The organism is Janthinobacterium sp. SUN211, assembly GCF_030587315.1.
Classification (GTDB): Bacteria; Pseudomonadota; Gammaproteobacteria; order Burkholderiales; family Burkholderiaceae_D; genus Janthinobacterium; species Janthinobacterium kumbetense.
In genome coordinates, this window is record NZ_JAPWIC010000002.1 from 630585 (window position 1) to 645532 (window position 14948).

Below are 14948 nucleotides of genomic sequence, written 5' to 3' on the forward strand. Positions count from 1 at the left end.
AAAATGCTCAGGGCTAGGCGCGTTGCCGCAGGCAGTACGAACGTACGGCTAGGCAACGCAACAACGCCATGGGCTTTTTCTCAGGTGCTCCTTAAGGCTGTCCCTGGGCCACGGCCTTGATCGCGCGCTCCTCGCCCATGGCGGCGGCGATCTTCCAGCGCTGCATGGCGCTGGCGCGGTCCGGGCGTTTCAAGCCCGCGCCTTCCCAGTCCATCAGGCCCAGGTTGTAGATGTCGCCCGCGCTGCCCTTGTCGGCGGCCAGGGTGAACCATTTGCGCGCTTCCTTGTGGTTGACGGGAATCTGGTAGCCGCGCACGTTATACAGTCCCAATAGGTGCATGGCTTGCGCGTTGCCCTTGTTCGCGGCCTGTTTCAGCAGGTCCAGGCCGCGCGCCATGTTGCGCGGCTCCTGCCAGCCTTCCGCCAGCATCACGCCCTTCGCCGTCAGCGCATAGCTGTCGTTCTTCACCAGGCCCTTGCCGATCAGGGGCTTGGCGGCCACCTGGCGCGCTTCGCGCTGCTGCGCCGTTGGCGCGGTGATTGGGCCGGGCTTGCCTTCGCCCATCAGCAGCATCCAGCCATACAGGCCATACGCGCCCGCGTCGCCCTTGCCGACCAGGCTTTCCAGCATGGCCAGCGCCTGCGCCTTGTCGCCATTTTCATACAGCTTGACGGCCTTGGCGCTGCTCGCATCCTGCGGCACGGCGGCCGGCGCATGGGGCGCGACGGGCGCCGACGCCATGGCCGTTTGCTGTGGCGCGGAAACCGGGCGCACGCGCACGGGCAAGCCATAGCTGGCGGCCAGCACGGCCAGGCTGGCGGGGGCGAGGATCAGCACTTGCGCCAGCTGGTTGCGGCGGCCCTTGCCGGCGATGCCGATGGCCCGTTCGGCCTGCCGTTCGCCGCCCAGCGCCTCGCTGAGTACCGTCTTGACCTTGCGGTTGAACAGCCAGTAGCCGGCGCCCGTGACGAGCAGGCCGGCCACGGCGGCGGCACCGCGGCCGGCGAAGAACCAGGCGGCGATGGCGGCGGCCAGCGCGGCCAGCGCGCTTTTCCACCAGAATTGCTTGGCCAGCCGCGTGTAGACCTGGCGCAGGGCGCCCAGCACGCAGGTGCGCACGTTCTGCGCATAGTCGGCGGAAACGACATCGACGTGCGCGTGGTCCGCGTCGCCGCTGAGGACGGACTCGATCACGTCCGCATTCAGTTCCGAGGCGGCCACGTCGCGCAGCGGCGTCAATAAACCCTGGACGTGGGCCGAGAACAGGCCGTCGTCGGCGCTGCCGGCCAGCGCATCGCTGAGCGCCTTGAGGTCGCCGCGCAGCAGTTTTTCCACGATGTCATCGAGCGTCAGCCAGCGCAAGTCCGTGCCGTACGCCACCAGGTGATGTTTTTCCGCGTTGCACGATGCGTCCAGACGCACGATGCGCAGCTTGCCGCCATACAGGGCGTCGACTTCCTGCGGCTGGTCTTCATTGTAAATGCTCACTTTCGCCAGGGCCAGGCTGCTGGAGATGGCTGCCAGTGAGTGCACGCTCTCCTTGTCGCGGATGCGGCGCGCGTCGTCCGGCGCCTGCTTGGGTAGGCTGACGCTGTAGCCGGGCGCCACGTGCACGTCGACCCAGGCCGCCTTGCCCACCTTGCCGGAACCGTCGCAGGGGTTGCAGCGCAAGTCGCCCACGCCGCTGCACGTGCGGCACGTAACCTTGCCGCTGGCGCGGCAGGTGCCGCAATTGATGTTGCCGGAACCGTGGCACGTGTTGCAGCTGACCTTGCCGAAGCTGCAATGGTAGCAAGAGCGATATTCCGTGCGGTATTGCGTGCGCGTTTCGCTGTGGTAGCTGGTGTGCGAGCTGCCGTTGCTGTAGGTGGTAGTGGGCACTTGCACCGTGACGTAATCGGTGACTTGCTCGGACATCGTGCCGCTGCCGCTGCAATACGAGCACGACACCTTGCCGCTGCCGTAGCAGCCATACGCGTCGCAGCTGACGGTGCGCCCGCCGTGGCAATTCCAGCACGTTTCCGTCGTCGCGCCATAACAGGTGTGGCAGCCGATGCGACCTTTGCCGGAACAGTTGCTGCAGGTATCGAGGTGCCAGTACTTGACGGCGTGCGGCAGGTAGACGCCCGCCTCGACGCCGTTGTAGGCCTGGCCCGCCTGGCGCAAGGCATTGTCGAGCTTGCCCGCCGCGCGGCGCAGCCGCTCCTTTTCCTGCGCGTGAGCGAGCGCTCCCACTTCGTGCGAGCCACAGCGGCAGTCATTGCCCGCCGGCGCGAAGTAGCCATTGATGACGCGCTGCTCGAAGCGCGCCTCAAGCGCGTAATTGGCTTGCAGGGAAAAATCCTGCAGCACGTCTTCCTCGCCCAGCGGCGTGATGTCGTGCGGCTCGAAGCGCGTCTTGTCCTGCACCAGGGTGCGCAGCTTGCCCAGCACGGTGGGTATGTCTTCCTTGTCGAGCTTGATGGGCGCGGGCGCCGTCACGGCCGTTGCTGATGCCTGGGGCATGTCCTCGCTGCCTTGGGTATCGGTGGCCGTGTCGGTGCTGGGGTTCATGCGCGTCCTTTTGCTCTCTGGAAAGATGTTTGAATTTTAGCATCCCCATATGACAAGGCGGCTACCCCTGGCTCCCTTTTTCAGCGCAGGCCGCGGCGGAACTGGTCCGGCGTGCCGCCGCCTTGACGGCGGAACATGGCGATGAAGGCCGAGGCCGTGCTGTAGCCCAGTTCCAGCGCGATCGCCTGCACGGTTGCTCCCTGTTCCAGCAGGGGCAGGGCGGCCAGGAAGCGCTGGCGCTGGCGCCATTCGCCGAACGGCATGCCCAGTTCGCGCTGGCAGCGCCGGGCCAGCGTGCGCTCGGTCACATGCAATTGCGCGGCCCACTCGGCCAGTGAGCGGTTACTGCCGGGATCAAGCTGCAGGGCGGCCAGCAGCGCCGCGATGACGGGTTCGTCGCTGCCGGGCAAATAGTTGCGGCTGCACGGCGCCAGCTGCAACTGGTCGATCAGTACTTGCGCCAGGCGCTGGTCGGCTGCCGTGGCGGGCGTGGTGACGCCCCGTTCGGCAAAGTCGCCGAGGATGGCCTTGAGCAGTGGACTGAGCACCAGCGCGCACGGCTGCGCCGGCAACTGCGCGCACAGGCTGGCATCGATGTAGGCGGAGTGAAACACGACATCCTGGCGGATATAGCCGTCGTGCAAGGTTTCGGGCGGTATCCACACGGCGTACTGGGGCGGCGACAGATAGCGCTGGCCCGCCACCATGATTTCCATCACGCCCGTGGAACAATACGTGAGCTGGCCCCACGGATGGCTCTGGTAATCGAATTGCTGGTGCGCGTGATAGTCGTCGAGGCGAAAGTACACGGGATAGGGCAGGGCGTCGGAAACGGCGGGAAAGTGCTGGTTGCTGGCCATCGGATCTCCTGTTTTGTCCTGTTTTTTGCATCGTTTGTCCGATATGCATTATATCCATGGAATCGGACCATGCGAAAATGGTGCTCGTTGAATAGTGGAGTTCCTGCATGAAAGCCAAGCATTATCTGTTTCCCGTGATCGCTGTGCTGATCTGGGCCATCAATACCATCGTCAGCAAGATGGCCGTGGGCGTGATCGATCCGGCCGCCATCTCGTTCTACCGCTGGCTGCTGGCCGGCGTCCTGCTGGCGCTCGTGTTTGGCCGCGCCGTGTGGAAGCAGCGTGCCGTGGTGAAACCATATCTTGGGAAACTGTTTGTGCTGGGCATGTTGGGCATGGTCATGTACCAATGCCTCGCGTACATCGCGGCGCAAACGACGACGGCCACCAACATGGGCATCCTCGCTTCGCTGATGCCGCTGCTGGCCGTGGGCCTGTCCGTCTTGTTGTTGAAAGAGGCGCCCACCGTGGGCGGCGTGTTCGGCGGCTTCGTGTCCTTGCTGGGACTCGGCTACTTGCTCAGCCATGGCGACCCGGCCGCCCTGATCGCCCATGGCGCGGCCGTGGGCGACGCCCTGATGCTGCTGGCGTGCCTGTCGTATGCGGGCTATGGCGTGCTGCTCAAGCGCTGGAAGATTCCCCTGAATAACTGGCACTCCCTGCTGATCCAGGTGTGGTGCGCCGTGCCCGTGCTGTTCGTGTATTACCTGAGCCAGTCGGCGCCGCCCGTCACCGGCGCCGGCTTGCCGCTGGTGCTGTTTGCCGGCATCCCCGCGTCCATCATCGCGCCGTTCTTGTGGATGCATGGCCTGGCCAAGCTGGGCCCGAGCCGCGCCACGACCTTGATGAATCTGCTGCCCGTGTTTACGGTAATCATCGCCATGCTGTTCCTCGGTGAAACCTTGCACAGCTACGATGTGATCGGCGGCGGCGTGACCCTGCTGGGCGTGGTGATGGTGCAGTACCTGAAACGCCCATTGAAGCGCGCACAAGCGTAGTATTTTTGCTATGCTGATGTTTTGCACAAGGAGGCGGCATGCACAGCATCGATACCCTCGATACCCTGTTAAGCGAACTGGAAGCATTCGGTAACACCAATGACGCGGCGCATACGGAGCGTGCCAGGCGCATGCTCAATATCACGCGCGATACGGGCGAATTGCTGGCCGTGCTGGTGCACGCGCGCGGTGCGCGGCGGGTGCTGGAAATCGGCACCTCGAACGGCTATTCCACCCTGTGGCTGGCGCGCGCGGTACAGCCGCTGGGCGGCAGCGTGGTGACGGTGGAAAAGGCGCAGGACAAGTTCGACATGGCGCATGCCAACTTTGTGCGCGCGCAACTGCAAGGCGTGATTGGCCAGTTGCTGGCGGACGCGGGCGACGTGCTGCGCGATGCGGCTGACGGTGCCTACGATTTCATCTTCCTCGATTCCGCGCGCCAGCAATATGAGTCCTGGTGGCCGCAGCTGGACCGCGTGCTGGCGGCGGGCGGCGTGCTGGTGGTCGACAACGCCAGTTCGCACTACGCGGACATGGCCGGTTTTATCGACGCCATCCGCGCCGACAGCCGCTACACGGCGTGCCTGGCGACGGTCGGCAAGGGCGAATTCATCGCCGTCAAGGCGGGGAACTAATTACTTAGTTACCCGGCGACGATAGTTTCTTCCAGTACGCGCACCAGCGATTCGACGCCTTGCGCGTCGACGTCGTCGAAGCGGCCGGGCAAGGGGCTGTCGAGGTCGAACACGCCGATGATTTGACCCTGCGCAAACACGGGCACCACCAGTTCCGAGCGGGAATTAACGTCGCAGGCGATGTGACCGGGAAACGCGTGCACATCCTGCACGACGATGGACTTGCCTTCGACCACGGTGGTGCCGCACACCCCGCGACCCTTCTTGATGCGGATGCAGGCTGGCTTGCCCTGGAATGGACCCAGCACCAGTTCCTCGCCTTTCAGGAAGTAAAAGCCGGCCCAGTTGAGGCCCGGCATCGTATTGAAGACCAGCGAACTGAAGTTGGCCGTATTGGCGATGAAATCGCTCTCGCCGGCCAGCAAGCCTTGCAGCTGCGAACGCAGGTCCGCATACATGGCGTGCTTGGCTGCGGGGGTGTCGGTGCCGTAGGCGGCGTCGCTGATGGTAAACGTCATGGTCGTGGTGGCGCTGAAAAATGGGGAAGGCGCCATGGTAGCGCGTCTGGCGCATCCGCGCGCGGCGTTCACTTTTTCAGATGTTCTTGCGCCAGCCGGCGCAGCAGGGGCATGGCCGCATGGCCGTGGTCTGCCCGCCAGGCCAGGCCGATGCCGGCCGCCAATTCCTCGCCCTCCACCAATGGCCGGTAGGCCACGCCAGCCAGGCGCAGCGCGCGGAACGAGTCGGCCAGCAGGGCCATGCCCTTGCCGGCCGCCACGTCGCCGAGCAACACATGGTGGTCGGGCGCTTCGCGCAGGAAAATCGGCGCGAAACCATGCCGGCGGAAAACTACCTGGCAATGGTCGAAGAAGGCGGGCTGGCGCGCCCGTTCGAACCAGTAGACGGATTCCTGGGCGATGTCAAACAGGCTGAGCTTGCGCTTTTTCGCCAGCCGGTGCCCGGCGGGCAGGGCCAGCATCATGGGCTGGCGCGCCAGCGGCTGCACGGCCAGCTCGAAGGTGGCACTGGGCAAGGCCAGCAGGGCCGCATCGAGCTGGCCCTTGCGCACGCCAGCCACCAGGCGCGGCGAGGGAGCGGACGTCAGTTCCAGGCGGATACTGCCCAGTTGCCCTTCCAGGGCCGCCAGCAAGGGCCGGAACAGGCCGGCCGCCACGGAACTGGTCAAGCCCAGGCGCAGGCGCGCGGGTGCGCTGTCTTGCCGCAGCGACGTTTGCGCAATATCAAGCAAATCGAGGATGTGCAGCGCCTGCGGCAGCAAGGTATGCCCTGCCTGCGTCAAGGCCACGCCCTGCGTGTCGCGCTCGAACAATCGCGCGCCCAGCCGCTCTTCCAGCGCCTTGATGGCGCGCGACAGGGGCGGCTGGGTCATGTGCAATTGCTCCGCCGCCTGGCGGAAGTTCAGGCAGCGGGCGACGGCGCAAAACAGGCTCAAGGCATGGGTATCGAGGGCTCTCATACCAGAAAGGTATCACGAAATCGCGCATTCCCCCGCCGGCCGGCACGGCCTAGACTGGCTGCATCGAGTCAACACGTGAGGAGAGCAGCATGCAACAACGACGCATCGGCAATAGCGGCTTGACCAGCTCGGCATTGGGCCTGGGCTGCATGGGCATGTCGGAATTTTATGGCGCCACGGACGAGGCGCAATCGCTGGCCACCCTGGAAGCGGCCTTGGCGGCAGGCGTGACCCTGTTCGACACGGCCGACGCCTACGGTTTCGGCCACAACGAGCAATTGCTGGGACGTTTTCTGAGCAACCATCGCGGCCAGCTCCTGGTCGCCACCAAGTGCGGCCTGGCGCGCGAGGCGGGCAATTATGCGCGCCGCGTCGACAATTCCCCCGCCTACATCCGCCAGGCGTGCGAAGCGTCGCTGGCGCGCCTGGGCGTGGACGCCATCGACCTGTTCTACCTGCACCGCCTGAACCTGGAGACGCCGCTGGAGGAATCGATGGGCGCGCTGGCGCAGCTGCGGCAAGAGGGCAAGATCCGCGCCGTGGGCCTGTGCGAAGTGAGCGCCGCCACCTTGCGGCGCGCGGCGGCGCTTTGCCCCGTGGCGGCCGTGCAGAGCGAGTATTCGCTGTGGACGCGCGAACCGGAGCAGGGCGTGCTGGCCGCCTGCCGCGACGTGGGCGCCAGCTTCTTTGCCTACAGCCCACTGGGGCGCGGTTTCCTGACGGGCGCCATCGCCGATGCGGCCAACCTCGACGCGGGGGATTTCCGCCAGTTCAATCCTCGCTTTTCATCCGACAACCTGGCGCGCAACCAGGCCATCGTCGCGCAGGTCCGGGACCTCGCGCGCGCAAAAGGCTGCACGCCGGCCCAGCTGGCGCTGGCCTGGCTGCTGGCGCAAGGGGATGACCTCATTCCCATCCCAGGCACCAAGCGCATCGCGTATTTGCATGACAACCTGGGTGCGCTGGCCGTGCGGCTGGACGGCGCGGAACTGGCGGCGATGAATGCCGCCTTTCCCTTGGGCATGGCGGCGGGCGCGCGTTATACGGAGGAAGGCATGAAGGGCGTGGATGCCTGAAAAAGATGGCGCAGTGTACGCCAGCGTACCTAACTGACACTTTCCTTGCGGGATAATCGCCGGCGATCTGCTAGCATTTGGCAGTGACTGCATGGTGTGTGTTGCACTGTGTTCAACGGTCAGGTATCCGATGAGGTGGATGTTGTTAGATGACGATATTTTCGATATAGAACTGAAATTGTTGCTTGAGGGAATCTTGTTGAGATATCAGCACGATTTTCGCGATTATTCGGTGGCGTCGCTGCGCCGGCGCATGCGCCAGGCCATGGAGCGCTTCGGCTGCGCCAGCCTGTCGCAATTGCAGGACCGCATCTTGCACGAGCCGGCCATGTTCGCGCAGATGCTGCAGTTTTTCACGGTGCAAGTGAGCGAGATGTTCCGCGATCCCGCATATTTCCGCGCCTTGCGCGAAAAAGTCGTGCCCATCCTGCACACCTATCCTTCCATCAAGATCTGGGTGGCCGGCTGCAGCAGCGGCGAAGAGGTGTGGTCGCTGGCCATCTTGCTGGAAGAGGAAGGCTTGCTTGAACGTAGCATGATTTACGCGACCGACATCAATGTGGAAGCGCTGGCCGCCGCCGAAGCGGGCATCTATCCGATCGAGCGCATCGCCCAGTTCAGCGAGAATTACCAGTTGGCGGGCGGCAAGCGCTCGCTGTCCGACTATTACACGGCCGCCTACAAGGGCGCCATCTTTGAACGGCGCTTGCGGCGCCAGTTCGTCTTCGCCGACCACAGCCTGGCGACGGACAGCGTGTTTTCGGAGGTGCACATGGTTTCCTGCCGTAACGTCATGATTTACTTCAATAAAGACTTGCAAGACCGCAGCCTGGGCCTGTTCCACGAAGCGCTGGTGAACCGGGGCTTCCTGGGCCTGGGCATGAAGGAAAGCCTGCATTTCAGCCGCCATGCGGCCAGCTTCAATGAGCTGAGCCCGGCTGAACGCATCTTCCAGCGTGCCTGACATGTTGCCGACCTGCGACGTCGCGCCACCGCCTGCCGGCCTGCGCCTGATCGCCATCGGCGCCTCGGCCGGCGGCGTGGAAGCGCTGGGCATCGTGCTGCGCGCCTTGCCCGCCACCTGCCGTGCGGCCGTGGTCGTGGTGCTGCACCTGGCGCCGGGCCGCTCGAGCCAGTTGCCGCAGCTGTACGCGGAACGTTGCCAGCTGCCCTTGCGCGAAGCGCAGGACAAGGAACCCTTGCAGGGCGGCACCGTGTATTTCGCGCCGCCCGATTACCATTTGCAAGTCGAACCCGATGGCAGCTTTTCCCTGTCGCAGGAAGCGCCCGTGTATTTTTCGCGTCCGTCCATCGATGTCTTGCTGGAAACAGCCGCGTACGCTTACCGGCGCGCCATGCTGGCCATCATCCTGACTGGCGCCTCGGCCGACGGCGCGGCGGGCCTGGCGCGCGTGCGGCAGCTGGGCGGTAGTGCCTGGGTGCAAGACCCGCAGCTGGCCAGTTGTGGCATCATGCCGGCCGCCGCGCTCAAGCGGGCCGGCGCCGACCGCGTGCTCGATTTGCCGCAGATGGCTGCCAGCCTGGCCTTGCTCGGCGATGGTGAACACAAGTGAATGGGAATGGTGTAGTGCGTGTAATATATGTGAGAATTGAAACAATGTTTATGTCCATATCGAAACACGATGGCATCTTGCCGTTGCGATGCCTGAAGATGATTCCGTGACCGCCCCTATCCATATCCTCGTCGTTGACGACATCGCGCAAAACCTGGTCGCCGCCGAAGCCGTGCTGGCGCGGCCCGGTATTGTCATCCTGAAGGCCGGCTCGGGCGCCGAGGCGCTGGAATTACTGTTGACGCATGACGTGGCGCTGGCCCTGATCGACGTGCAGATGCCGCAGATGGATGGTTTCGAGCTGGCCGAGCTGATACGCGGCAGCGAGCGCACGCGCAGCATTCCCTTGATTTTTCTCACGGCCGCGTCGCGCGAACCGAGCTACAGTTTCCGTGGCTACGAGGCGGGCGCCGTCGATTTCCTGTACAAACCCATCGACGTGAAAGCCTTGCAAAGCAAGGTGGCCGTGCTGGTCCAGCTGTACCAGCAGAAACGCGAGTTGTCGGCCCAGCTCGACGAGCTCAAGCATGCGCTGCACCTGAATGAACTGTTCACGGCCGTGCTGGGCCACGACTTGCGCACGCCCCTGTCGGTGGTGATGAACGGCGCCATGCTGTTGCCGATGATGAGCGACCACCCGAAGGTGATCGTCACGGCGCAGCGCATCGAAAGCAGCGCCAAGCGCATGGCGCGCATGGTCGACCAGTTGCTGGATCTGGCGCGCATCCGTTCCGGCACGATGGAGTTGCGCAGCAGCAGGCACGACTACCTGGCGCTGGCGCGTGCCATCGTCGAGGAATTCGAGACGGCCGGCCAGGCGCCCCTTGTCGAACTCAGCAGTGTTGGCGAGCTGCACGGGCAATGCGACGCGGGCTTGCTGTCGCAAGTCATCTCGAATTTGCTATGCAACGCCCTCACGCATGGCGAGGCGGGCGCGCCGGTGCAGCTGGCCCTGGACGGACGCGACGCCGACAGCATTGAATTGCGCATCGCCAATCGCGGCGTCATTCCCGCCGCCTTGCTGCCGACCCTGTTCGAGCCGTTCCAGCAGGCGGGCGAAAAGCGCAGGACGGGGCAGGGCCTGGGGCTGGGTTTGTACACGGTGAACATGTTCGTCAAGGCCCATGGCGGCACGGTCGAGCTCAGTTCGACGGACGCGCAGGGCACGCTGGCGACGGTGCGCATCCCACGCCAGTGCCAGGTGCGCGTGCAAGCGGGATTGGCCACATGAGCGCGCCAGCCTGGCCGCGCGGCGGCGGCAATATGGGCGAACTGGTGCGCCAGCGCGACTGGTCCGCCACCAGCCTGGGCGACCTCGATGGCTGGCCCGCCAATTTGCGCACCAGCGTCGACATCGTGCTCAATTCGCCGATGGCGATGGTGCTGATGTGGGGCCCGCAGCATGTGATGATTTACAACGACGACTACATCCAGATCGCCGGGGCGCGCCATCCTGCGGCGCTGGGCGGCACGGTGCCGGCCGTCTGGCCCGAAATCTGGGATTGGAACGCGCGCATCCTCGAGGCGGGATTGCGCGGCGAGACGCAGGTGCACCGCGAATGCTGCCTGCCGCTGTTGCGCGGCGGACAGCACGCGGATGTCTGCTTCGACCTGTTTTACACGCCCGTGCATGGCGCCGGCGGCCAGGTCGATGGCGTGCTGTGCACGGCGCTGGAATTGACGGCGCGCATGGAGGAGGGGCGCCAGCTGAAACTGGCCACGGCTGAACTGGGCGAACTCAACACCACCTTGCAAGCCGAGAGCGAGGCCGTGCGCGCGGCCAACCGCCGCCTGGGCGAGGAACGCGCGCTGCTGCGCGCCCTGTTCCAGCAGGCGCCCAGCTTCATGGCCATGCTGCGCGGGCCGCAGCACGTGTTCGAATTGGCGAATGAACATTATCTGCGCCTGGTGGGACGCCCCGAACTTGAGCTGCTGGGCAAGACAGTCGAAGTGGCCTTGCCCGAAGTCAAGGCGCAAGGTTTCATCGCGCTGCTCGACCAGGTCTACCGCACGGGCGAACCTTACGAGGGGCGCCAGGTCAAAGTGGATTTGCAGACGGCGGACGGGCAGACGGGCCAGCGCCACATCGATTTCGTCTACCAGCCCATCAAGGATGACGAGGGCGCGGTCACGGGCATTCTCGTCGAAGGCATCGACGTCACCGAGCGCATGGAAGGCGAGGAGCGGCTGCGCCTGGCTCAGCAGGCGGGCGGCATCGGCACCTTCGAATGGTTCCCCGAGACGGGCGCGATGCTGGTGTCGCCCACCTTCCGCCGCCTGTGGGGCATTGCCGACGAGACAGAAGTGACGGAGCGCCTGCTGGTGAGCCTGGTCGATGCGCGCGATCAGCAAAAGGTCGGACCGAGCAAGCTGGATCTGGCGCCCAATCCCCTCGAATACGTGGAATACCGCATCCGCCGTCCCGCCGATGGCGCGCTGCGCTGGATCGCGCGCCAGGGCGAGGTGGTGGCCGGCCGCGTGCCGGGCCAGCGCCGCTACGTGGGCGTGTCGTTCGACGTGACGGAGCGGCGTCAGATCGAGGATGAACTGAACGCCAGCCAGGAGCGCATGGCCGCCATTTTCGGCCAGGCTTCCGTGGGCTTGTCCGAGCTGGGCCTCGATGGTCGTTTCCAGCGTGTCAACGGCGCCCTGTGCCGCATGCTGGGGCGTTCCGCCGAAGAACTGCTGAGCCTGAATATGAACGACATCATGCATCCGGCGGACGTGCCTGGCAACGGCGTGCTGTTCCAGCGCCTGGTGGAAACGGGCGAATCGTTCTCGCTGGAAAAACGCTACCTGAAGCCCGATGGCTCGCAAGTATGGGTGTCGAGCAATGTCAGTCGCCTGGTCGATGAGCAGGGTCATACGCGTTCCTTGATCGCCGTCAAGACGGACATCACGGACCGGCGCCGCGTGGAAAAGGCGCTGCATGAATTGAACGAAACGCTGGAGCACCGGGTCGAACAGGAAGTGAATGAGCGCACCAAGGCCGAAGACGCCTTGCGCCAGGCGCAAAAGATGGAAGCCGTGGGCCAGTTGACGGGCGGCATCGCACACGACTTTAATAATGTGCTGCAAATCATTTCCGGTAATTTGCATTTGTTGCAGCACCTGGCGGGCACGGATGGCCTCATGCGCCAGCGCCTGGACACGGCGATCGCCGCCGTCGAGCGGGGCGCCAAGCTGTCGTCGCACCTGCTGGCGTTTGCGCGGCGCCAGCCCTTGCAACCGGTGGTGGCCGACTTGACGCGCGTGGTGCGCAACATGGATGCGTTGCTGCGGCGCGCCCTGGGCGAAGCGATCGACATCGTGCTGGTGGGCGGCGGCGGACTGTGGAATACCCTGGTCGACCGCAGCCAGATCGAGAACGTCATCCTCAACCTGGCCATCAATGCGCGCGACGCCATGGATGGCGTGGGCAAGCTGACCATCGAGCTGGGGAATGTCGTGCTCGACGAACAGTATGTGCACAACCTGGTCGACGTGCCGGCGGGCCAGTACGTGATGCTGTCGGTGACCGATACGGGCCGCGGCATGAGCGGGCCCGTGCTGCAGCGCGCCTTCGAACCGTTCTTCACGACCAAGCCGGAAGGCGCGGGCACGGGTCTGGGCTTGTCGATGGCGTACGGCTTTGTCACGCAAAGCCGCGGCCATATCCGCATCTACAGTGAACCTGGCGTGGGCACGGGAGTCAAAATCTATTTGCCCCGCTCCCTGATGGCGGAAGCGGACGAGGAACTGGAGTTGAGCGGCGTCGTCACGGGGGGCACGGAAACGGTGCTGGTGGTGGAGGACGACGTGGGCGTGCGCACCACCGTGGTCGACATGCTGGGCGCGCTCGGTTACAAGGTGCTCAAGGCCGAGGATGGCGAAAGCGCGCTGGCCGTGCTGCACAGCGGCGCGCAGATCGATGTGCTGTTTACGGACGTGATCATGCCCGGTCCCGTCAGCAGCACGGAGATGGCGCGCCAGGCGCGCGAGTTGCAGCCCGATATCGCCGTCTTGTTTACCTCGGGCTACGCGCAGGATGTCATCGTGCACGAAGGCCGGCTCGATGCGGGGGTGGAGTTGCTCAGCAAGCCATACCGGCGCGAAGAGTTGGCGCGCAAGCTGCGCCATGTGCTGGCCAACCGCCAGCAGCAAATGCGCGCGCGCCAGTTTGAACGGTCCGGCGCACCCGTGGCCGGCACGCTGGCAAGCGGCAGCACGGCGGCCAGCGTGCTGGGAGGCGGCACACCGGGGCTGGACTTGACGGGCCATGCCTTGGTGCCGCAGGGGGACATGCCGACTTCGATGAAGATACTCGTGGTGGAAGACAATCTCGATTCCCAGCTGATGGTGTGCGAGCTTGTGGGCATGCTGGGCCACACGGTCAGCGGCGTGTCCGATGGCGAGGCGGCGTGGGAGTTGCTCAACGAGCAAGACTTCGATATCCTGTTTACGGATGTCAGCCTGCCCGGCATGTCCGGCATCGCGCTGGCACGCATGGTGCTGCGAGATAAACCGGACATGCGCATCATCTTTTCCACCGGCTATGGCAAGGAATCGATGGATGAGCTGGGCTTTTCCGCCAGCGTCTTGCGCAAGCCCTATGATTTGATGGAGTTGCAAGCGGCACTCGACCAACCCTGACGGGCATGCGCCGGCACGGCCAGCCTGTCCCACCCTGCAGAGGTAAGGCATGACTCCTGAACTGACGATGCTGGCCTGTACCCTCGTGCTGGCGCTGGTGCAAATCCTGCTGCCCGCGCTGTTTCGCACGCGCGAGACAGGCACGGCGTATAACGTGAGCGCGCGCGATGGCGAAGGCCCGCCCGTAGGCAAGATCACGGGCCGCTTGCAGCGGGCCCAGGCGAACCTGTTCGAAACCCTGCCCCTGTTCGCCGCCGCCGTGCTGATCGCCCACGTGACGGCGCAGGAAAGCGCGCTGACCCTGTATGGCGCCGCCCTGTACTTGGCCGCGCGCGTGCTGTACTTGCCCCTGTATGCGTTTGGCGTGCCCGTCGTGCGCACGTTCGTGTGGTGCGTATCGATTGCCGGCTTGCTGATGCTGTTCTGGGCCATCCTCTTCGCTTCCTGAACTCCCCGCCGCTGGCGTCCCGTGGCCGCGCGCGCTGCCTCGCGTGCGGCACTTGCCCGGCTAACTGCTGAGTATCTGGTACTTTTGGTGGAAAACTGAAAGTAACTACGCCACCACGGGCGGGACTCATCCTACATGCGCTCTTGGCATCCTCCTATTTCTTGCACCCCATGCGCGCACTAAGATGACGGTTCCCTTGCCATGCGAGGGGAAAGAATTGCATGGTTTGCACTGTTTCTGATTCCATCGATCAAGGAGATCATCATGGCCACATCGAGCGACAATAAACAGCAAGGTAGTAAAACCAGTAGCAGCAGTAGCGGCGGCAGCGGCAACAAGCAAAGCGATACCAGCAAACGGGGTTTCGCTTCCATGGACCCCGCCCAGCAGCGCGAAATCGCCAGCGAAGGGGGACGTGCCGCGCATGAAAAGGGCACGGCGCATGAATTCACGTCGGAAGAGGCGCGCCGCGCAGGCAGCCAAAGCCACAAGAACGATGCCAGCCGGCAAAGCGCCTCCAGCTCCAGCTCCAGCTCCAGCGGCACGCGCGACAATGCCAGCATGAACCAGGAGGGCAACCGCGACAGTGGCAACAAGCAAAGCGGCGGCTCGGGGTCGGGTTCGGGTTCCGCGGGGTCGCGCAACAAGTAGCAGCAAGTGGTAATGAGCGGTAGCGGTGACCATGGCCAGCGGC

At 64.7% G+C, this 14948-nt stretch carries 13 protein-coding genes; 9 read left to right on the forward strand and 4 right to left on the reverse strand.

The genetic code is table 11. The annotated features are described in order from the left end of the window. Window positions 1-91 precede the first annotated feature (91 nt). Complete coding sequence (locus O3301_RS08585; RefSeq protein WP_305056132.1) at window positions 92-2554, reverse strand: hypothetical protein; 2463 nt, start codon at window positions 2552-2554, stop codon at window positions 92-94. 80 nt (window positions 2555-2634) lie between these two features. Beyond that, the gene (locus O3301_RS08590) at window positions 2635-3414 is read right to left on the reverse strand and encodes a helix-turn-helix transcriptional regulator (protein ID WP_305056133.1); all 780 of its coding nucleotides are present in this window, start codon (window positions 3412-3414) and stop codon (window positions 2635-2637) included. Window positions 3415-3521: 107 nt separating this feature from the next. Between O3301_RS08590 and O3301_RS08595 the strand changes: the two genes are divergently transcribed. After that, entirely contained in the window at window positions 3522-4412 is an 891-nt protein-coding gene (locus O3301_RS08595) for a DMT family transporter (protein ID WP_305056134.1), read from the forward strand. Between the two features lie 38 nt (window positions 4413-4450). Continuing rightward, a complete protein-coding gene (locus O3301_RS08600; protein WP_305056135.1) occupies window positions 4451-5047 on the forward strand; it encodes an O-methyltransferase in 597 nt (198 codons plus the stop codon). An 8-nt stretch (window positions 5048-5055) separates the two neighbouring features. Here the strand turns inward: O3301_RS08600 and O3301_RS08605 are convergent, their stop codons facing one another. Both O3301_RS08605 and O3301_RS08610 read right to left on the reverse strand, forming a co-directional pair. After that, window positions 5056-5565: a GAF domain-containing protein gene (locus tag O3301_RS08605; protein ID WP_369812191.1), complete on the reverse strand. Its 510-nt coding sequence runs from the start codon at window positions 5563-5565 to the stop codon at window positions 5056-5058. A gap of 68 nt (window positions 5566-5633) precedes the next feature. Beyond that, window positions 5634-6524, reverse strand: a complete 891-nt coding sequence (locus tag O3301_RS08610) for a LysR family transcriptional regulator (RefSeq protein ID WP_305056136.1) — start codon at window positions 6522-6524, stop codon at window positions 5634-5636. A gap of 89 nt (window positions 6525-6613) precedes the next feature. Between O3301_RS08610 and O3301_RS08615 the strand changes: the two genes are divergently transcribed. The 7 genes from O3301_RS08615 to O3301_RS08645 all read left to right on the forward strand — a co-directional run bounded on the left by O3301_RS08615 (window position 6614) and on the right by O3301_RS08645 (window position 14905). Further along, a complete protein-coding gene (locus O3301_RS08615) occupies window positions 6614-7600 on the forward strand; it encodes an aldo/keto reductase (RefSeq protein ID WP_305056137.1) in 987 nt (328 codons plus the stop codon). 130 nt (window positions 7601-7730) lie between these two features. Beyond that, the gene (locus tag O3301_RS08620; RefSeq protein WP_034783398.1) at window positions 7731-8564 is read left to right on the forward strand and encodes a protein-glutamate O-methyltransferase CheR; all 834 of its coding nucleotides are present in this window, start codon (window positions 7731-7733) and stop codon (window positions 8562-8564) included. A 1-nt stretch (window position 8565) separates the two neighbouring features. Then, a complete protein-coding gene (locus O3301_RS08625) occupies window positions 8566-9174 on the forward strand; it encodes a chemotaxis protein CheB (RefSeq protein ID WP_099666975.1) in 609 nt (202 codons plus the stop codon). Between the two features lie 106 nt (window positions 9175-9280). Next, window positions 9281-10405: a hybrid sensor histidine kinase/response regulator gene (locus tag O3301_RS08630; protein WP_305056138.1), complete on the forward strand. Its 1125-nt coding sequence runs from the start codon at window positions 9281-9283 to the stop codon at window positions 10403-10405. Beyond that, window positions 10402-13806 carry a PAS domain S-box protein gene (locus tag O3301_RS08635; RefSeq protein ID WP_305056139.1) on the forward strand — a complete coding sequence of 1135 codons (3405 nt, stop codon included), beginning with the start codon at window positions 10402-10404 and terminating at the stop codon, window positions 13804-13806. The genes O3301_RS08630 and O3301_RS08635 overlap by 4 nt, the downstream gene beginning before the upstream one ends. A 49-nt stretch (window positions 13807-13855) precedes the next feature. Beyond that, window positions 13856-14254: an MAPEG family protein gene (locus O3301_RS08640; RefSeq protein WP_305056140.1), complete on the forward strand. Its 399-nt coding sequence runs from the start codon at window positions 13856-13858 to the stop codon at window positions 14252-14254. Window positions 14255-14518: 264 nt separating this feature from the next. After that, window positions 14519-14905 carry a KGG domain-containing protein gene (locus tag O3301_RS08645; RefSeq protein WP_305056141.1) on the forward strand — a complete coding sequence of 129 codons (387 nt, stop codon included), beginning with the start codon at window positions 14519-14521 and terminating at the stop codon, window positions 14903-14905. Window positions 14906-14948: the final 43 nt, after the last annotated feature.